The organism is Streptomyces sp. NPDC002055 (assembly GCF_040296705.1).
GTDB lineage: Bacteria > Actinomycetota > Actinomycetes > Streptomycetales > Streptomycetaceae > Streptomyces.
The window spans coordinates 1-19,443 of sequence record NZ_JBEOXS010000012.1 but is presented as its reverse complement, the minus strand read 5'-3'; the positions used below and the strand labels follow the sequence as shown (position 1 = coordinate 19,443).

At 74.2% G+C, this 19,443-nt stretch carries 15 protein-coding genes and 1 rRNA gene; 4 read left to right on the top strand and 12 right to left on the bottom strand.

Going from position 1 to position 19,443, the window contains the following annotated elements; translation table 11 throughout:
- Positions 1-357 precede the first annotated feature (357 nt).
- Both ABT112_RS09545 and pyrG read right to left on the bottom strand, forming a co-directional pair.
- Entirely contained in the window at positions 358-1,011 is a 654-nt protein-coding gene (locus ABT112_RS09545; protein WP_351507405.1) for an NUDIX domain-containing protein, read from the bottom strand.
- 78 nt (positions 1,012-1,089) lie between these two features.
- Positions 1,090-2,757, bottom strand: coding sequence for a CTP synthase (gene pyrG, locus ABT112_RS09540; RefSeq protein WP_502975307.1), 1,668 nt, complete (start codon positions 2,755-2,757; stop codon positions 1,090-1,092).
- 447 nt (positions 2,758-3,204) lie between these two features.
- Between pyrG and ABT112_RS09535 the strand changes: the two genes are divergently transcribed.
- On the top strand, positions 3,205-5,013 hold the full coding sequence (locus tag ABT112_RS09535; RefSeq protein ID WP_351507401.1) for a glycoside hydrolase family 15 protein: 1,809 nt from the start codon (positions 3,205-3,207) through the stop codon (positions 5,011-5,013).
- Between the two features lie 70 nt (positions 5,014-5,083).
- Entirely contained in the window at positions 5,084-6,703 is a 1,620-nt protein-coding gene (locus tag ABT112_RS09530) for a PucR family transcriptional regulator (protein ID WP_351507399.1), read from the top strand.
- A 223-nt stretch (positions 6,704-6,926) separates the two neighbouring features.
- On the opposite strand, the gene ABT112_RS09525 is transcribed toward ABT112_RS09530, so the two are convergent.
- The 6 genes from ABT112_RS09525 to ABT112_RS09500 form a co-directional block, all read right to left on the bottom strand.
- The gene (locus tag ABT112_RS09525) at positions 6,927-8,051 is read right to left on the bottom strand and encodes a glycosyltransferase family 4 protein (protein ID WP_351507397.1); all 1,125 of its coding nucleotides are present in this window, start codon (positions 8,049-8,051) and stop codon (positions 6,927-6,929) included.
- A 197-nt stretch (positions 8,052-8,248) separates the two neighbouring features.
- Positions 8,249-9,142, bottom strand: a complete 894-nt coding sequence (locus ABT112_RS09520; protein ID WP_351507394.1) for a hypothetical protein — start codon at positions 9,140-9,142, stop codon at positions 8,249-8,251.
- Positions 9,143-9,407: 265 nt separating this feature from the next.
- A complete protein-coding gene (gene recN, locus ABT112_RS09515; protein WP_351507611.1) occupies positions 9,408-11,126 on the bottom strand; it encodes a DNA repair protein RecN in 1,719 nt (572 codons plus the stop codon).
- Positions 11,127-11,525: 399 nt separating this feature from the next.
- Positions 11,526-12,425, bottom strand: coding sequence for an NAD kinase (locus ABT112_RS09510; protein WP_351507392.1), 900 nt, complete (start codon positions 12,423-12,425; stop codon positions 11,526-11,528).
- Positions 12,422-13,228 (bottom strand): TlyA family RNA methyltransferase, encoded by an 807-nt coding sequence (locus tag ABT112_RS09505; protein ID WP_351507390.1) that lies wholly within the window; start codon positions 13,226-13,228, stop codon positions 12,422-12,424. The genes ABT112_RS09510 and ABT112_RS09505 overlap by 4 nt, the downstream gene beginning before the upstream one ends.
- 172 nt (positions 13,229-13,400) lie before the next feature.
- On the bottom strand, positions 13,401-13,664 hold the full coding sequence (locus tag ABT112_RS09500) for a hypothetical protein (protein ID WP_351507388.1): 264 nt from the start codon (positions 13,662-13,664) through the stop codon (positions 13,401-13,403).
- Positions 13,665-13,730: 66 nt separating this feature from the next.
- Between ABT112_RS09500 and ABT112_RS09495 the strand changes: the two genes are divergently transcribed.
- Positions 13,731-14,078 (top strand): sterol-binding protein, encoded by a 348-nt coding sequence (locus ABT112_RS09495; protein WP_351507385.1) that lies wholly within the window; start codon positions 13,731-13,733, stop codon positions 14,076-14,078.
- 230 nt (positions 14,079-14,308) lie between these two features.
- On the opposite strand, the gene ABT112_RS09490 is transcribed toward ABT112_RS09495, so the two are convergent.
- Entirely contained in the window at positions 14,309-15,340 is a 1,032-nt protein-coding gene (locus ABT112_RS09490; protein ID WP_351507609.1) for an HAD-IIA family hydrolase, read from the bottom strand.
- Positions 15,341-15,411: 71 nt separating this feature from the next.
- Here ABT112_RS09490 and ABT112_RS09485 point away from each other — a divergent pair, with 71 nt between their 5' ends.
- The gene (locus ABT112_RS09485; RefSeq protein ID WP_351507383.1) at positions 15,412-16,695 is read left to right on the top strand and encodes a DUF1015 family protein; all 1,284 of its coding nucleotides are present in this window, start codon (positions 15,412-15,414) and stop codon (positions 16,693-16,695) included.
- 108 nt (positions 16,696-16,803) lie between these two features.
- On the opposite strand, the gene ABT112_RS09480 is transcribed toward ABT112_RS09485, so the two are convergent.
- The 3 genes from ABT112_RS09480 to rrf form a co-directional block, all read right to left on the bottom strand.
- The gene (locus ABT112_RS09480; RefSeq protein ID WP_351507608.1) at positions 16,804-17,790 is read right to left on the bottom strand and encodes a tetratricopeptide repeat protein; all 987 of its coding nucleotides are present in this window, start codon (positions 17,788-17,790) and stop codon (positions 16,804-16,806) included.
- Positions 17,772-19,139, bottom strand: a complete 1,368-nt coding sequence (locus tag ABT112_RS09475; RefSeq protein WP_502975295.1) for a hypothetical protein — start codon at positions 19,137-19,139, stop codon at positions 17,772-17,774. The genes ABT112_RS09480 and ABT112_RS09475 overlap by 19 nt, the downstream gene beginning before the upstream one ends.
- A 213-nt stretch (positions 19,140-19,352) precedes the next feature.
- Positions 19,353-19,443, bottom strand: a 5S ribosomal RNA gene (gene rrf, locus ABT112_RS09470); the annotation flags it as partial.

Sequence of the window (19,443 nt, the reverse complement as noted above, 5' to 3'; positions counted from 1 at the left end):
GCCGTCGGCGGGGAGACCCCGGCCTGCGCAGCCCGCCCCGGGTGCGGGCGGGAACTCCCCGAGCGTAGTTCACCCGGCACCGACGCCCGCACGGAGCGCGACAGGCCTTATGGCCGAAAATCACCGCATCGGATCATCCGCACGATGTGGTGCACCTCATGTCCGGGGCGCTGCCCCGACGGCGGCGGCTCCCCCGACGACGGCCGGCCCCGCGGGATGCGGGGCCGGCCGTGGGTGATGTTCAGGAATGCGCCGTGTGCATGAGGCGGTGTGCATGAGCACGTGAGGCCCGGACGGGACGGGTCGCGACGGGTCCGGCCGTCCTGCGGAGCCCCCGGCGCGCGGGAACGCGAGGCGTCAGGCGCCGACCGAGGCGTCGAAGGGCCGGGCCGGCCACGGGGCGTCCGCCGGGCGCAGCGCCTCGACGCCGTCCCCCGCGAGCGCCGCGGTGAGCGACAGAACGCCGACCACCAGGCAGTTGTTGTGCAGCTCACCGGCGAGCACGCCGCGCACCAGCTCCGGCAGCGGCACCCGGTCGATCTCCATGTCGGCCTCCTCCTCGGAGACCTCGAAGCGCTCGCCCTCGGCATCGGTGAGACCGCGGGCGAGGAAGATCCGGACGGCCTCGTCGCAGCCGCCGGGCGTGGTGTAGACGTCCGTGAGGACCCGCCAGTCCTCGGCCTTGATGTGGACCTCTTCGTAGAGCTCGCGCTGGGCACCGTGCAGCGGGTTCTCGCCGGGCACGTCCAGCAGTCCGGCCGGGATCTCCCACAGCTTGTGGCGTACCGGGTGGCGGTACTGGCGGAGGACGACCACCCGGTTGTCCTCGTCGAGCGCGAGGACCGCCACGGAGCCGGGGTGGACCTGGTAGTCACGGGTGACCGTGCTGCCGTCCGGCATGACCACACGGTCCGTCCGGACGCTGGTCTTGTTGCCGGTGAAGGGGGTGGCGGTCTCCGTGACCTGCCACTCCGCGGCGATGTCGTGCAGGCGCTCGGTGTGCTCGCCCATGGGTGGATCGACCTCCGCAACGATGATGCCGGGGCCCGGGTCTCTGCGACGCCCGGACCCCGGCCACCACCGTATCGGTCAGCCCTTGGAGCTCTTCTTCCGCGCACCCTGCTGCCGCTCGACGGCCGCCTTCGCCAGGCCCGCGAAGAGCGGGTGCGGGCGGGTCGGGCGGGAGCGCAGCTCCGGGTGCGCCTGGGTGGCGACCAGGTAGGGGTGCGTCTCGCGCGGGTACTCGACGTACTCGACCAGCTTGTTGTCCGGGGAGGTGCCGGAGAAGAGCAGGCCGGTCTTCTCCAGCTCGGCGCGGTAGGAGTTGTTGACCTCGTACCGGTGGCGGTGGCGCTCCTCCACGTACGGCTGGTCGCCGTAGACCTCGCGGACGATGGAGCCCTCGGCCAGCTTCGCCGGGTACATGCCGAGCCGCATGGTGCCGCCGAGGTCGCCCTCACCGGCGACGATGTCCAGCTGCTCGGCCATGGTGGAGATCACCGGGTGGGCGGTGGCCGGGTCGAACTCGGTGGAGTTGGCGTCCTCGATGCCGGCGATGTTGCGCGCCGCCTCGACGACGACGCACTGCAGGCCGAGGCAGAGGCCCAGCAACGGGATCTTGTTCTCCCGGGCGTAGGTGATGGCCGACACCTTGCCGTCCACCCCGCGCTCGCCGAAGCCGCCGGGGATGCAGATCGCGTCGACGTCACCGAGCTGCTCCCGGGCGCCCGCCGGGGTCCGGCAGTCGTCGGAGGTGACCCACTTGATCTTCACCCGGGCGTTGTTGGCGAAGCCGCCCGCGCGCAGCGCCTCGGTGACCGAGAGGTAGGCGTCGGGAAGGTCGATGTACTTGCCGACCAGGGCGACGGTGACCTCGTGGTCGGGCTGGTGGACGCGGCGCAGCAGGTCGTCCCACTGGGTCCAGTCGACGTCGCGGAACGGGAGGTCGATCCGGCGGACGACGTAGGCGTCCAGGCCCTCGGCGTGCAGCACCTTGGGGATGTCGTAGATCGACTTGGCGTCGATCGCGGCGACCACGGCGGCCTCGTCGACGTCGCACATCAGCGAGATCTTGCGCTTGATGGACTGCGGGACCTCACGGTCGGCGCGGAGCACGATCGCATCCGGCTGAATACCGATGTTGCGCAGTGCGGCCACCGAGTGCTGGGTGGGCTTGGTCTTCAGCTCGCCGGAGGGGCCGATGTACGGGAGCAGCGAGACGTGCACGAAGAAGACGTTGTCCCGGCCGACCTCGTGGCGGACCTGGCGGACGGCCTCCAGGAAGGGCAGCGACTCGATGTCGCCGACCGTGCCGCCGACCTCGGTGATGACGACGTCCACGTCCTCGGTGGCCAGCCGGCGGATGCGGTGCTTGATCTCGTTGGTGATGTGCGGGATGACCTGCACGGTGTCGCCCAGGTACTCGCCGCGCCGCTCCTTGGCGATGACGGAGGAGTAGACCTGGCCGGTGGTGACGTTGGCCGATCCGTCGAGGTCCACGTCGAGGAAGCGCTCGTAGTGGCCGATGTCGAGGTCCGTCTCGGCACCGTCGTTGGTGACGAAGACCTCGCCGTGCTGGAACGGGTTCATCGTGCCAGGATCGACATTGAGGTACGGGTCGAGCTTCTGCATCGTGACCCGCAGGCCCCGCGCCTTCAGCAGCGCACCCAGGCTGGAGGCCGTGAGCCCCTTGCCGAGCGAGGAGGCGACACCCCCGGTGACGAAGAGGTGCTTGGTCGTCATGGATTTGGGCGGCAGTGCCAAGAGGGGGCTCCCGTGGTCGCGTAGTGAGGTGCGGGCCGGCTCCTACCCTGTACGAAGAGTTTCGGAGGGGGTGCCGTCGCTGCGGTTCGGGGGTGCCGTCACCTCGGGTGAGGCCCACCGGTCCACGGGCTACCAGGGTATCAGCGACAGCAGGAGGCTGCTTCCGGCCATGCGTGGACCTCTTTCGTACGGGCCGGTCGCGGGGCTTCGTACGGGCCGGTCACCGGGCTCCTCAGCGGGCACGGAGCCGCTGGTCACCCGTACGGCCCGGACGCCTTGCCCGGACGGCCACACGGATCGGTGCGGTGCGTCGTATCCTGCTCGGACACATCAGCGAGCACCGGCACGGCACGACCCCGCCCCGCCTCCCGGAACAGAGCTCGTCACATGTTCCCTTGACCGCAAGACGCCCTGAGGGGCGACGAGGCCGTTCGACTGGAGATGCACGTGGCCGGGCGCATCGAGGATTACGCACTCATCGGCGACACGCAGACCGCCGCCCTGGTCTGCCGGGACGGCACGGTCGACTGGCTGTGTCTCCCCCGGTTCGACTCCCATGCCGTCTTCGCCGGGCTGCTCGGCACGGATGAGCACGGGTTCTGGCGGCTGGGCCCCGCGTATCCGGACGGCACCGAGCCGCCGGCCGCGGACCGCCGGCGCTACCGCGGTGATTCGCTGGTGCTCGAATCGGAGTGGGACACCCCGCGCGGCACGGTGCGCGTGATCGATTTCATGCCGCCCCGGGAGGGCGCCCCCCAGCTGATCCGGATCGTGGAGGGGGTCAGCGGGCGCGTGCCGATGCAGTCGGCGCTGCGGATGCGCTTCTCCTACGGCTGGGTCGTGCCGTGGGTGCACCGGGTGGACGGGCGCACCGTCGCCGTCGCCGGACCGGACTCGGTCTGGTACGACACGGCCGCCGAGACGCACGGCGAGGAGCTCACCACCTACTCGGACTTCACCATCTCGCCGGGTGAGCGGATGGCCTTCACCATCAGCTGGCAGGCCTCGCACAGGGAGCCGCCGCCGCTGCCCGAGCCGGAGGCGTCCCTGGAGGCTACCGAGGAGTTCTGGCAGGAGTGGGTGGCGCAGTGCACGTACCACGGCCCGTACCGGGACGCCGTGGTCCGCTCGCTGATCACCCTGAAGGCGCTGACCTACGGGCCGACCGGCGGGATCGTGGCGGCGCCGACCACCTCGCTGCCGGAGGACATCGGCGGCTCGCGGAACTGGGACTACCGGTTCACCTGGCTGCGGGACGCGGCGATCACCCTGTCGTCGCTGCTGCGCACCGGCTACCGCGAGGAGGCCCGCGCCTGGCGTGAGTGGCTGCTCCGCGCCGTCGCGGGCGACCCGGAAAACCTCCAGATCATGTACGGGATCGCGGGCGAGCGGGAGCTGGGCGAGACGGAGCTGACCTGGCTGCCGGGGTACGAGAACTCGCAGCCGGTCCGGGTCGGCAACGGCGCGGCGGGCCAGCTCCAGCTCGACGTCTACGGCGAGGTCACCGAGGCGCTGCACCTGGCGCACATGACGGGCCTGGCGCGCAACGACTACGCCTCGCTGCTCCAGCTGAAGCTCATCCGGTACCTGGAGGACCACTGGAACGAGCCGGACGAGGGCATCTGGGAGGTCCGCGGGCCGCGCCGGCACTTCGTCCACTCCAAGGTCATGGCCTGGGTGGCGGTGGACCGCACGGTGAAGCTGATCGAGTCCGGCGATGTGGACGGTCCGCTGGAGCGGTGGCGCGAGCTGCGCGACGAGATCCACCGCACGGTCTGCGAGAAGGGCTACGACAAGGAGCGCAACACCTTCACCCAGTACTACGGGTCGAAGGAGCTGGACGCCTCGCTGCTGCTCATTCCGCAGATGGGCTTCCTCCCGCCGGACGACAAGCGGGTCATCGGCACGATCGAGGCGATCCAGCGGGAGCTGGGCACCGAGGACGGCTTCGTGATGCGCTACCCGACGCAGGGGGAGACCCCGGGCGTCGACGGGCTGGAGGGGGACGAAGGCGCCTTCCTGGCCTGCTCGTTCTGGCTGGCGGACGACCTGGCGATGATCGGCCGGGTGGACGAGGCCCGGAAGCTGTTCGAGAAGCTGTTGTCGCTCCGGAACGACCTGGGACTGCTCGCCGAGGAGTGGGACCCGGTCCGGCAGCGGCAGGTTGGCAACTTCCCGCAGGCGTTCAGCCATGTCCCGCTGATCGACACCGCGCTGCGGCTGACCGCTTCGGGTGCGTACGGGGGCTGAGGGCCCGGGACCGTACGGGCCGGCGGGCCAGGATGTGCAGGTCAGCCCGGCCCCGGGTAGCGTCCGCCTCATGGAAGCGCAGGCCGGGATCACCGTGCGGCGCGCTCTCGAGCTGCCCGCTCTCCGGCGCGGGCTCCCCGAGGTCGTCGCCTCCGAGGAGCAACTGGACCGGCCGGTCCGGTGGGTGCACGCGGGCGAGGTGCCCGACATCGCCTCCCTCCTCAAGGGCGGGGAGCTGCTGCTCACCACCGGTCTGGGGCTGGGGACCCGCCCGGCCGACCAGCGCGGATTCGTCCGCACCCTCGCCGACCGGGGCATCGCGGCGCTCGTCGTGGAGCTGGGCGGCAGCTTCACGGAGCTGCCCGGAGCGCTGCTGGAGGCGGCCCGGTCCTGCGATCTGCCGCTGGTGCAGCTGCACCGCCGGGTGCCGTTCGTGACGGTGACCGAGGAGATCCACACCGAGATCGTCAACGGCCACTACGCCCTGCTGCGCAGCGCTGAGGAGGTCCACCGGCGCTGCACCAACCTGCTGTTGCGCGGCGGCGGGGCACCGGAGGTGCTGCGCCTGCTGGCCGGCTTCACCGGCAACCCGGTCTTCCTGGAGACCCCGGAGGGCCAACTGCTCTACGCCGCCGGGCAGGGCGGGGCCGCGGAACCGGTGGAGGTGTGGGACGGGCTGCGCGCCAAGCGGGCGTCCCGGGCCGGGGAGCCGCCCGCGGGCGGCGTGACCGTGGACATCCCGGGCGGCGGTGCGGGGCCCGGTTCGGTACGGGCCCGGCTGGTGATCCTGCCGGTGGAGGGGCCGTTGGCGCCGGTGCACCGGATCGCCGCGGAGCGCACCGCCGGGCTGCTGGCGGTCGTGCTGATGCAGGCCCGGCAGGAGGAGGAGCTGGCGGCCCGCGGCCGGGGCGACTTCCTGACCGATCTCGCCGAGGGCCGGATCGCCGCCGAGGACGCCCCCGCCCGGGCCCGGGTACTGGGCTTCCGCCCGGCCGACGGTCTGCTGCTCCCCGTGGTGATGCGGCTGCCCGCCGAGCTGATCCCGCCCGGCGACTGGGCGGTCCTGGTGCGGGCGGTGCAGGAGGAGCTGACGACGGTCGGGCTGCCGGTGCTGATGGGAGTACGACCGGTGGAGGGCCGGGTTCCGCTGCTGCTGGGGCTGCGTTCGGAGTCGGAGCGGTCGGCCGCCGCCGACCGGGTCGCGGCGGCGCTGCGGGCCGGGGTCGAACGGGCCGGACTGGAGCGGGCCGGAGTCCAGTCGCCCGCGGTGGTCGTCGGGGTCGCCGGGGACTGGACGGGCGCGGGCCCCGGCCTGCGGCACGCCGCGGAGGCCGCAACCGCCGCCCAGGGCCTGCCGTCCCGCCCCTGGTACGACGCCCGGCGGCTGGACATCGACCTGCTGTTGTGGCGGCTGCGGGAGCACCCCGATCTCGCCGCGTTCGTGGACCGGGCCATCGGCCCCCTGCTGGTCCACGACCGTACGGCCCGGCCCCCGCTGCTGCCGACGCTGGAGGCCTATCTCGCGCACGCGGGCCGCAAGGCGGAGACCGCCCGCGAGCTGCACCTCAACCGGCAGACGCTGTACGACCGGCTGGCCCGGATCTCCCAGCTGCTGGCGACGAATCTGGACGATCCGCAGGCCGTGCTCGCTCTGAACCTGGCACTCCAGGCCCGCCGCCACACGGCGTGAGCCGTGCGGGCCGACCGGTCTTCTCCGGCCCGTGCATGCCGGCCGGCTCCGGCCCGTTCGGGAACGACCGGCCGGCTCCGGCCCGTTCGGGAATGACCGGCCGGCTCCGGCCCGTTCGGGAACAACCGGCTGGCTCCGGCCCGTTCGGGAACAACCGGCCGGCTCCGGCCCGTTCGGGACGAGGCGCCGGTCCCCTCCCGCACGTCCGGGAGACGGCCCCCGGTCACCGCCCCGCGAGTTCGTCGTACACGCTGAGGACTTGGGCCACGGTCTCGTCCTCGGTCGGCCAGGTAGCGGCCTGGGCCCGGCCGGCCGCCGACAGCCGGGCGCGGCGCCCGGGGTCGGCGAGCAGCCGGGCGACGGTCGCCGACAGCGCCTCCGCGTCGCCGTAGGGCACCAGTTCCGCGGCGTCCCCCACCAGTTCCGGGATGCCACCGACCGCCGTCGCCACCAGCGGCACTCCGGCGCGCAGCGCCTCCTGCGCGAGCACGGCGCGCGCCTCCCAGCGGCTCGGCAGCACCGCGACATCGGCCGCGGCCAGCAGCTCCGGCACGTCGTCATGGCGGCCCAGCAGCCGCACCGGCAGGCTCTCGGCGTCGATCCGCCGCTGGAGCAGGGGGCGTTCGGGTCCCTCCCCCGCCAGTACCAGCAGCGGCTGGGGATCGAGATCGCGCCAGCCGCGGGCGGCGTCGAGCAACAGCGAGTGACCCTGCCGGGGTTCGAGCCGGCCGACGGCGAGCAGCACCGGACGGTCCACCGCCCCGAGTTCGGCACGCGCCTTGCTGCGCCGCAGCTCGGCGTCCGCGCCGCCCGCATCGGGCACGAGGGACCGGGGTGCGGAGACCGCGGTGAGCCGGGCGTCGCGCGCTCCCCGCCGTCGGGCCCGGTCGACCAGGCCGGACGAGGTACCGAGCACGACCGCCGCGGCCCGCACCGCCCGGCGTTCCATCAGCCGCACCACCTGGGCGCGGGTCCCCTCGGCCGATCCCCGGGTGTACCAGGTGACGACGAGCGGGGTGCGGCGGCCGCCTAGCGCCAGGGCGGCGCGCACCGCGGCCCGCAGCCCATGCGCGTGCACGACGTCGGCCTGACCGCAGACGGCCCGCAGCACGGCGACCGTCGCGGGGTCGGTGCGGGCCGCCACGGGCCCGAACTGGGCACCGGCGCCGGTGAAGTCATAGGCCCGCTCGGCGGCGCGCGGGGCGCACACCGTCACGCGGACACCGCGCGCGACCAGCCCGGCGGTCAGCGAGCGCACATGCGCGCCGTTGCCCGAGCTGCCGCGCCCCAGCACCTGGACGGCGTGCAACGGCGACTTCCCGGGCGGTGGGGCCGGTGTGCTGCTCACGCGGGTGGAGCTCCTGGGTCGGGGCCGGGGGACGGTGGGGCGACAACTGCGCGCCCCAGGATGCCAGTCCGACGGGACGGCAAGGCACCGATGTTCGGCACTTTCGGTGCCCCTGGCTGCCCACACCCGACCACACTCACCCGATCGAGTGACGGACGCCTGTCCTATCCGAGGGTGCGTCGATCCGCGGGGGGCGTCTATCCGCGGGGCGCGCCCGTCGGCCGTACGGGGGTGGCGCCGCGGGAGAACGCGGCGGCCGTCTCCCGACGGCGGCCGAGAGCGTCCCAGGCGCGCAGCACGGCGTGCTCGCGCCAGGCCGAACCGCTGCCCATCACGTCACCGGCGACGGCCGCGGCGACCACGGCGGCGGCGCGCACCACCAGTCCGGTCCGGCCGGCGCCCGCGGCGACGGCCAGCCCGAGCCCGGCGCCGAGGGCATGCGCGCCCGCGTCCCCGAGCATGGTCAGCTCGCCGAGATCGTCCCCGAGGACGGCGGCCCCGGCGCCCAGCGGTGCCGCCGTCAGCACTCCGGCCGCGCCCCCGCACAGCAGCCCCGGCGCCCCCGCGGCCAGCACGGCCTTCGCGGCCCGGCCGGGCCGCACGTCCAGCAGATTGACCAGATGGGCGGTGCCCGCGACGACGACACCGGCGAGCAGCTTGTCGGCGGCGCGCTCCTTGAGCAGCGCACCGGCGGCCAGGCCGGCCGCCCCGATGCCGAAGAGCTTCACGCTGCCCGTGGTGATCTCGCCCTCCCTGAGGGCGGTGAGATGGGCCCGGAAGCCGCGGCGGCGGTCGCCCCGGCCCACCATGTCGTCGTACAGCCCGCAGGCGCCCGCCCCGAGGACGGCGAGCGCGGCGGCGCCCCGGGCGCGGACCGGCAGCGCCGACGCGGTCACCGCGGCCAGCACGGTGCCCACCGTCACGGCCGGACCGGCGTAGAGGTCGACGACACGGCCGGAGTGGTTGCGCCGCTCCCAGAGTGCGGCCTCGCCCGGCGGCTTGCGCCGCAGCCCCGCCTGCGCCACCCGGGCGGCCCCCACCGCGGCGAACAGAGCGGCCACCCGCCCTTCTCCGCTGCCCCGCTGCGCCATCGCGTGTGCTCCCCTCGCTGCCGAATCGCCCGTCACCCTACGCGCCGGCCTGCGGTGTTCGGCGCGGCGGTCCCCCTGCACAGAGGCCCGGCTGCACAGAGGCAGGCCGCACAGGGGCCGACCGGGAGGGGACCGGCCGGGAGGGGTACGGGGCGAGTGCGGCCGGGGGACGGCCGCGGCCGCAACGGCAGGCACACCGCCGGCGACGGGCGGCCGTCCGGTACGTCCCTCGCGGCCCGTGCCCCCGGACACGTTCAGGACCGGCTCACAGCCCCGTCCGCGCCGCCTCCAGGAGCTCCTCCGCGTGGGCGCGGGCCAGCTGCGAGTCCTCCTGGCCGGCGAGCATCCGGGACAGCTCGCGCACCCGGTCCTCGCCCTCCATGGCCTGCACACCGCTGCGCGTCACCGAGCCGTCGTGGGTCTTCTCCACGACCAGGTGGCGGTCGGCGAAGGCCGCGACCTGCGGCAGGTGGGTGACCACCACGACCTGGGCGGACTTGGCGAGCCGGGCCAGGCGCCGGCCCACCTCCACCGCCGCCTTGCCGCCCACGCCGGCGTCGACCTCGTCGAAGAGATAGGTCGGCACCGGGGCGGAGCCCGCGAAGACGACCTCCACGGCGAGCATCACCCGGGACAGCTCACCGCCCGAGGCGCCCTTGGCGATCGGCCGGGGCTGGGCGCCCGGGTGCGGGGCGAGCAGCAGCTCGACGTCGTCCGCACCGGTCGGCCCGAAGGCCACCGGCCGGCCGCCGACCTCGATCCCGTCCGGGTCCTCGGTCTGCCGGATGTCGATGGTCACCCGGGCGTGCGGCATGGCGAGTTCGGCCAGCTCCGCGGTGACCGCGTCGGCGAATCGCTGCGCCGCCTCCGTACGGGCGTCGGTCAGGTCCTGTGCCAGTCCGGCGAGTTCGACGCGCAGCGCGTCGTGCTCGGCCGTCAGCTCGCCGATCCGGTCGTCGTCGCCGTCCAGCTCCGCGAGCCGGGCCGCGCTCTGCTCGGACCAGGCCAGCACGGCCCCGATGTCCTCCCCGTACTTCCGGGTCAGCTGGGTGAGAACGGCGCGCCGCTCCTCGACCGCGGCCAGCCGGAGCGGATCGGCGTCGAGGTCGTCGGCATATCCGGCCAGCTCGCCCGCCGCATCGCCGAGCAGGATGCCGATCTCGCCGATCCGGTCGGCCAGTCCGGCCAGCGCCGGGTCGTGCGACCGTACGGCCTCCAAGGCCCGGTGCGCGCCCGCGACCAGAGTCGCCGCGTCCACACCCTCCAGGTCCTCCGGGTCGCCGGCGAGTGCGCGGTGGCCCGCGGTCGCGGCGGAGGCCAGGGCCTCGGCGTGGCCGAGCCGCTCGGCCTCGGCCGCCAGGTCGGTGTCCTCACCGGGCTGGGGTTCCGCGGCGGCGATCTCCTCCAGCCCGAAGCGCAGCAGATCGGCCTCCTGGGCGCGCTCGCGGGCGCGGGTGGTCAGCTCGTCGAGCCGGGCCGCCACCGCGCGCAGCCGCCGGTGGGCCGCGGTGTACGTGTCCAGGGGCGCGGAGACCGCGGCACCGGCGTACCGGTCGAGGGCCTGCCGCTGCCGCGCGGGGCGCAGCAGCCCCTGCTGGTCGGTCTGGCCGTGCACCGCGACGAGGTCGTCGGCGAGCTCGCCGAGCAGCCCCACCGGTACGGACCGCCCGCCCAGATGCGCCCGGGAGCGTCCCTCGGCCGAGACGGTCCGGCTGATGAGCAGCGCGCCGTCGTCCAGCTCGGCACCCGCTTCCCCGGCGCGCACCGCTGCCGGGGCGTCGGGGGGCACCTGGATGCGCCCCTCGACCACCGCCGACTTGGCACCGATCCGCACGAGGGCGGCGTCGGCACGGCCGCCGAGCAGCAGACCGAGACTGGTGACGACCATGGTCTTGCCCGCGCCGGTCTCACCGGTCACCGCCGTGAAGCCGGGTGACAGCTCGACGACGGCGTCGTCGATGACCCCGAGCGACCGTATCCGCATCTCCTCCAACACGGACACGACCTTACGAGGTTCCGCGGGCGCCGCGCGACGTGCTCCCCCGTGTCACCTCGGGGAAGCACGCCTCCACCACCCCTCTGACGTGCCCGGGAGCGCCCGCCGGCGCTCTCCCGGGGAAAGCGGTCGGCCCGGGGCGGGGGCGGGCGGCCCCTCTTCCGGGTGACCGTGCGCGAGGGCCGGATGTCCGCGAAGCGCCCGAAGCGCCCCGAAGGTCACCGGTACCCATCCGTCGAAGAAGCCCTCCGAAGAAGCGCCACTGAGCCCCTCCCGCCGCCGGCCGGCTCCCCGGCCCTCACGACCCGGCCCCGCGACCCGCGACAACCGCCACCGTCCCGCCCGGCGCCGGCCCCCGCCGTCACCCGGGGAGCCGCTCCGGGGCCGTCACTGCGGCGCGCCCCGCCAGCCGGCCACCGGCAGCGCGAACTTGGCGACCAGCCGGTCCGTGAACGACGCGTGGTGCAGCCGGGCCAGCCGTACGGGCACCGCGCCGCGCCGCACCTCCACCCGGGCCCCCGCGGGGAGTTCGACGGTGCGCCGCCCGTCGCACCACAGCACCCCGTGCGGGGTCTGCGGCTGCACCTCGACCGCGAGCACCGAGTCGGGCGCGGTGAGCAGCGGCTTGGCGAACAGCGCGTGGGCGCTGATCGGGACCATGAGCAGGGCCTCGACCTCCGGCCACACCACCGGGCCGCCCGCCGAGAAGGCGTAGGCGGTGGAGCCGGTGGGCGTGGCGCAGACGACACCGTCACCGCCGAAGCGCGACACCGGACGGTTGTCGACCTCGGTGACGACCTCGATCACCCGCTCGCGCGCGGCCTTCTCCACGGACGCCTCGTTCAGCGCCCAGTCACGGTGCACGATCCGGCCGTTGTTGCGGACGAGCACATCGATGGTCATGCGCTCCTCGACCTCGTAGTGGCGCGTGACGACGCGGTCCACCACCTTGTCGAGATCGTCCCGCTCGGCCTCCGCGAGGAAGCCGACCCGGCCGAGGTTCACCCCGAGCAGCGGTACTCCCGAGGCGCGCGCGAACTCGGCGCCCCGCAGCAGCGTTCCGTCGCCGCCCAGCACCACCAGGAGCTCACAGCCCCGCAGGACGTCCTCCGACGCCTCCACCAGCTCCACCTGGGGAGGCAGCGGCAGGTCCGCCGCCTCCTCCGCGAGGACCCGCACACCGATGCCGCAGCGCAGCAGGCCCTGAACCACCAGTTCCGCGCTCCGCACGGCGGCCGGCCGGCCGGTGTGGGCGAGCAGGAAGACGGTGCGATCTGTCGTGGTCAATGCGGCCCCTCCGCCACTGCACGTTCGACATCGGCCGGATCCAGTGCGGGAGCCCCGGCGCGCAGCCAAAGAAAGTATTCGACATTGCCGGACGGTCCCGGCAGCGGGCTCGCGGTGACGCCCAGGACACCGAGGCCGAGGTCAGCGGCGTGACCGGCCACGGTACGCACGGCTTCGGCACGCAGTTCGGGGCTCCGGACGACTCCGCCGCTGCCGAGTCGCTCCTTCCCCACCTCGAACTGCGGCTTGACCATCAGCACGAGATCCGCATCGGGTGCGGCGCAGCGGACGAGCGCGGGCAGCACCAGGCCGAGCGGGATAAAGGAGAGGTCGCCGACGACCAGGTCGACGGGCTCGCCGTCGATGTGTTCCAGTTCCAATTCACGTACGTTCGTACGGTCCTTGACCGTCACCCGTTCATCGCTCTGCAACGACCAGGCGAGCTGCCCGTAGCCGACGTCGACGGCGACGACCTGCCGGGCGCCGCTCCTCAGCAGGACATCGGTGAACCCACCGGTCGAGGCGCCGGCGTCGAGGGCCCGGCGGCCCTCGACCTTCAGCCCGTGCGGGGTGAAGGCGGCCAGTGCGCCGGCGAGCTTGTGCCCGCCCCGCGACACGTAGTCCGGGTCGCCGTCGTCCTCGGTCACGACGACGGCCGCGCTGGTCTCCACCTGTGTGGCCGCCTTGGTCGCGGTGGTCCCGCCGACGGTCACCCGGCCCGCGGCGATCAGCTGGCTCGCGTGCTCCCGCGAGCGGGCCAGCTTGCGGCGCACCAGCTCCGCGTCGAGTCGGCGTCGTGCCACGTCCGGTTCGCTCCTTCCGAGCGGTGTTCCGAGCGGGGGAACCGCAGGGAACGGGCTGCTTCTCACATCGATGGATCCCCGGGGAGCCCCCGGGCCGCCGTGCGTCCGGGGTGGGCCGGTGCACGGCGGGGGACCCGGCGCCGGCCGGACCGGCCGACGGCCGGAGTACGGCTCACCGGCCGGGCGGACGGTCTCCCGGCGGCTGCGCGGGCCGCGGCTCCCCCGGCCCGGTGTCGAGCGAGGCGAGCTCGGAGCGCAGCTCCCGGTGCACATCCTCGTACACCGCGATGTGGCCGTCCGCCGGGAGGTGGTCGACATCGGCCAGGCGCTCCAGCTGCGCGTCGACCTCGGCACGGCCCGTGGGGGTGCGGGTGACACCGAGCGGCAGCGGCTCGTCCTCCGGTCCCGGCTCCGTGCCGGGCATCGGCTCAGTCATGACCCCGACGCTACCCCGAACCGGGCCTTCTTCGGAGAACGAGGCCCTGGGGTACCGTCGTCCACGATGAGCACCCTCGAGGAGTGCCGCAGCGCACTCGACCGGCTGTCGGAGAATCTCGGCCGTGCCAACGGCGACCTGCGCAGCGCCGCCGCCCTGGACCGCTCACTGAGCTGCCGGATCACCGACCTGGACATCACCTTTCTGGGACGGCTCGCGCAGAGCCGCATCCAGGACGTGACCACGGTGCCGGGCCCGCCGCCGGAGCGTGCGCAGATCCGGCTCGCCATGGCGAGTGACGATCTGGTGGCCCTGGTGGACGGCCGGCTGAACTTCGCCAAGGCGTGGGGCAGCGGCCGGATCAAGTTCGAGGCGGGCCTGCGCGACCTGCTGCGCCTGCGTTCCCTGCTGTAGGTCCTGTCGTCACACTCCCGTCGTCCGCCCGGAGGGCGGGAGTTCGACGACAGGGCCCCGCTCCTCCGGGCGCGCCGACGGACGGGGCGCGCCGGGCCTCGGCCGAAGCCGTCACGGGGCGACGCCCCAACCGGCGTGCCCGTCCAGCCCCCGCGCGCCGGACGAGCCACCCGCCTGACGGGCCCGGCACGGCACGGGAGCGAGCACCGAACCGGCCGCGCCGCCCGGGGTCAGAGCCCCAGCCGCGCCAGGGCCTTCTCGGTGTCCACGGCGGCCTCGCCGTCCCCGGCCTCGGTCCACACCGCGGCGCACAGCGCCCGCAGACCGTCGAGCGCCTCGCCGTCCCCGTCGAGCGCGGCCGCGCCGTCCCGTACGGACGCGGTCCAGCCGCCGCACCCGAAGCCGTCCGCCCCCGCCGTCACCTCGGGCTGCGGCGTCAGCAGCCCGCGCAGGTCGGCGGCCACATAGGTCGGCCGGTGCCGCGGGGGCGCGGCCACCAGGTGGGCCGCGTCCGTCACCCCGGTGAGGACCAGCAGCGAGTCCACCTCACCCGCGTACGCGCCCTCGATGTCGGTGTCGAGCCGGTCACCGACCACCAGCGGACGCTCGGCGCCCGTCCGCAGCACCGTCTCGCGGTGCATCGGCGGCAGCGGCTTGCCCGCGACCTGCGGCCGCTTGCCGGTGGCGATCCGTACCGCCTCCACCAGGGCACCGTTGCCGGGCGCGGTGCCCCGGGCGGTGGGAATGGTGAGGTCGGTGTTCGAAGCGAACCAGGGCAGGCCCCGCGCCACCGCGTACGCGGCCTCGGCGATCTGCTGCCACCCCAGCGACGGGTCGAAGCCCTGGACCACGGCCCGCGGATCGTCGTCCAGCGAGTCGACCGGCTCCAGGCCCCGCTCGCGCAGCGCCACCCGGAGTCCCTCCCCGCCGATGGTCAGCACCCGGGAGCCCGCGGGCAGCTGATCGGCGATCAGCCGTGCCACGGCCTGGGCCGAGGTGATCACGTCACCGGTCCCGGCGGGCACGCCCAGCCGCGTCAGATGCTCGGCGACGGCCTCCGGCGTGCGGGAGGCGTTGTTGGTCACGTAGGCCAGGTGCATGCCGCCGGACCGCGCCGCTGCCAGGGACTCGACCGCGTGATCGATCGCGGCGCCCCCGGCGTAGACCACACCGTCCAGATCGAGCAGCGCCGTGTCGTACGCCTCGCTCAGCGGCCGTCCGGAGGCCTCGGTCCGGGTCCGGACCGGGGTGTGCCGTGCCATGGTGTCTCGTTCCTCGCTCGCTGCCATCCCCCGATCATCCCGCATCGTGCACGGACGCATAACATGCATCAATGACCACACCTGGGCACGCACGCGACGGCTTGCGGCTGTCGCCCTTCCGAGGTCTGCGCTATGTCCCCGAACGGGTCGGCAGCCTCGCAGCGGTGACCTCACCGCCGTACGACGTCGTGGTCCGGCCGGACGGCCTGCGCCACCTCGAGACCGCGGACCCGCACAACATCGTCCGGCTGATCCTGCCGCAGTCCGACTCCCCGGCCGCCCGGCACCGACAGGCCGCGGACACCCTGCACCGCTGGCTGGCGGAGGGCGTCCTGCGCGCGGACCCGGAACCTGCGCTGTACGTCTACGAGCAGCGCGACAACGCCGGACTGCTGCAGCGCGGCCTGATCGGTACCCTCCGGCTCAGCCCGCCCGAGGACGGCGTCGTCCTGCCGCACGAGGACGTGATGCCGGACATCGTCGAGGACCGGGCCGCGCTGATGCGCGAGACGGCGGCCCATCTGGAACCGCTGCTCCTCTCCTACCGCGGCAACGGCGACGTGGACGGGGCGGCCGCCGTCATCGAGCGCACGGTCCGGCAGGATCCGCTGCTCGCCACCACCACGGAGGACGGTTTCAGCCATCGTCTGTGGTCGGTGACCGATCCCGCGGAGCTCGCCGAGATCGACCGGGGTCTCGCCCGTCACCAGGCCCTGATCGCCGACGGCCACCACCGCTGGGCGACGTATCTGCGGCTGCGGGAGGAGCGGACGGTGCCCGGCCCCTGGGATTCCGGCCTGGTGCTCCTGGTGGACACCGCCCGCTATCCGCTGCGCGTGCGGGCCATCCACCGGCTGCTGCACAAGCTGCCGGTGCAGGACGCCGTCGCGGCCCTCGGGGACGCGTTCCGGGTCCGAACGGTGGCGGGCCCTCTCCCCCAGGCCCTCGACGAGCTGGCAGCCGCCTCGGACGCGGACGGCAACGCCTTCCTCCTCGCGGGCGGGACGGGATTCCACCTGGTCGACCGGCCGGACCCGGAGCTGCTGGACGCCACCGTCCCGACCGGCCGCCCGCAGGCGTGGCGCACCCTGGACGCGACCGTTCTGCACTCCGTCCTGCTGGAGCGCATCTGGCGGATACCGGACGGCCCGGAGCACATCGGGTACATCCACGACGCGTCGGCCGCGGTCGAGCAGGCGGAACGGCACGGGGGCACGGCCGTCCTCATGCACCCGGTGCAGGAGGACGTCGTCCGGGAGCTGGCCCAGCAGGGCGTCACGATGCCCCGGAAGTCGACGTCGTTCGGCCCCAAGCCCGCCACGGGACTGGTGCTGCGCAGCCTCGAACTGGGCTGACCGGAGCGTCGGCAGCGCACCTCGCGACACCTCGGATACACCTCGGAACAGAAACGGCGGCGGCCGGCGGCACCCGGATGGGTTCCGCCGGCCGCCGCCGCTATGGGGTCAGTCCCGGTCCTGCTCGGGCGCCTCGGTGGAGACGGGCTCCACTGCCTCCTGCGCCACGTCCTCTTCCTGCGCCACGTCCTCGGTCACCGCAGGCTCCACCGCGGCGACCTCCTCCGCGGCCTGGCTCTCCTCCGCAGCCTCGCTCTTCTCCGCGGTCTCGCTCTCCTCCGCGGTCTCGCTCTCCTCCGCGGTCTCGCTCTCCTCCGCGGCCTGGCTCTCCTCCTCGGCCCCGGCCTCCTCCGCGACGGCGCCCTCCTCCAGGACGACGGCCTCCGGCTCCGCGGGAGCCGACGGCTCCTCGACGGACGGCTGCACCGCGGCGGACGGCTGCTCGTCGGGCTCGGCACCCGGGTCGAACGCATCGGTGAACTCGACACCGTCCAGCTCCGCGAGCCGGTCCGACGCGTCGGTGGTGCCGCCCTGATCGGCCTCCAGGGCCTTGGCGAACCACTCGCGTGCCTCGTCCTCACGGCCCACGGAGAGCAGCGCGTCGGCGTACGCGTAGCGCAGCCGGGCCGTCCACGGCTGGATGGAGTTCGACGCCAGCTCCGAACTCTGCAGCGTCACCACCGCGGCGTCGGCCTGGCCCATGTCGCGCCGGGCGCCGGCGGCGACCAGACGCATCTCGACCTGCCCGGCGCGGTCCAGCTTCTGCACCTCGGGCTCACCGGCCATGGCCAGCGCCCGCTCCGGACGCCCCATGCCCCGCTCGCAGTCGGCCATCACGGGCCACAGCTCGGTGGAACCGGTCATCCGGCGCGCGGCACGGAACTCCGCGAGCGCCTCGGAGTACTTCGCGACGGCGTACGCGGCGAAGCCCGCGGCTTCCCGCACCGCCGCGACCCGCGAGGCGAGCCGCAGCGCGATCCGCGAGTACTCGTAGGCCCGCTGCGGGTCCTCGTCGAGCAGATTGGCGACCATGACGAGGTTCCTGGCGACGTCCTCGGCCAGGGTCTTGGGCAGGCTCAGCAGCTCCTGCCGCACGTCCTTGTCGATCTCGTCACCGGTGACGTCGTCGGGGATCGGCAGCCGCTTGATCGGCTCACGCTCGCGGTCGCCCCGCTCACGGTCGTCCCGCCGGCCGTAGCCACCGGACCGGTCATCACGGCGCCCGTAGCCACCGGAACGCTCGTCCCGTCCACGGTCGCCCTGCCCGTACGGACGGCGCGGCCCACGGTCACCGCGGTCGTCCCGCCCGCGGAAGCCGCCGCGCTCGTCGTCCCGCCGCGGACCGCGGGGGCGCTCGTCACGGGAGCGGTCGCGGTCGTCCCGCCGGCCGTAGCCACCGGAGCGGTCATCACGACGCTCGAAGCCGCCGGAGCGGTCATCACGGCGCTCGGAGCTGCCGGACCGGTCGTCACGGCGGTCGAAGCCGCCGCCGGGACGGCCACCACGGTCCCGGTCGTCCCGCCCGCGGAAGCCACCGCGCTCGTCATCACGCCGCGGACCACGCGGACGGTCGTCCCGCCGGAACCCACCACGGTCATCGTCACGCCGCGGCCCACGCTCATCACGCCGCTCGTCCCGACCACGGAACCCACCACGGTCATCCCGACGGTCGTCACGTCGGTCGTCGCGCTGGAATCCGCCACGGTCGTCCCGCCGGAAGCCACCGCGGTCGTCATCACGGCGCGGCCCACGGTCATCCCGGCCACGGAACCCACCACGGTCGTCCCGACGGTCGTCCCGTCGGAATCCGCCACGGTCGTCGCGCCGGTCGTCCCGACGCTCATCACGGCGGTCATCACGCCGGGGACCCTGCCCCGGACGCTCGTCCCGACCACGGAACCCGCCGCGCTCGTCATCGCGCCGCGGGCCACGGGGGCGATCGTCACGGGAGCGGTCACGGTCGTCCCGCCGGCCGTAGCCACCGGACCGGTCGTCACGACGCTCGAAGCCGCCGGACCGGTCATCCCTGCGGTCGAAGCCGCCGCCGGGACGGCCACCACGGTCCCGGTCGTCCCGCCCGCGGAAGCCACCGCGCTCGTCATCACGCCGCGGACCACGCGGACGGTCGTCCCGCCGGAACCCACCACGGTCATCGTCACGCCGCGGCCCACGCTCATCACGCCGCTCGTCCCGACCACGGAACCCACCACGGTCGTCCCGTCGGGGGCCGCCACGGTCGTCACGCCGGTCGTCCCGACGCTCATCACGGCGGTCGTCACGCCGGTCGTCACGCCGGGGACCCTGCCCCGAACGCTCGTCCCGCCCGCGGAAGCCGCCGCGCTCGTCATCGCGCCGCGGGCCGCGGGGGCGGTCGTCACGGCCGCGGGCTCGGTCACCGTCACGGTCCCGGCGCGGTCCCGCTCCTCGGGAATCCCGTCGGTCACCGCCGTCCTGACGCCTCGGGTGGCGCTCCGAGCGCCCTGACCTGTCCTCGGGCGAGTTGGTGGGCATCGACGTGACTCCTGTCTTGCGGTACCGCAGCTGTCCTGAGGTTCCGCAGTCGTTCTCACGCGGGCCGTCGGCCCACGCATCATGGAAAACAAAAGGACCCGTGGGTCCCAGCATGAACGCTGGGACCCACGGGTCCTTCAAAGATTGTTCGGCGGCGTCCTACTCTCCCACAGGGTCCCCCCTGCAGTACCATCGGCGCTGAAAGGCTTAGCTTCCGGGTTCGGAATGTAACCGGGC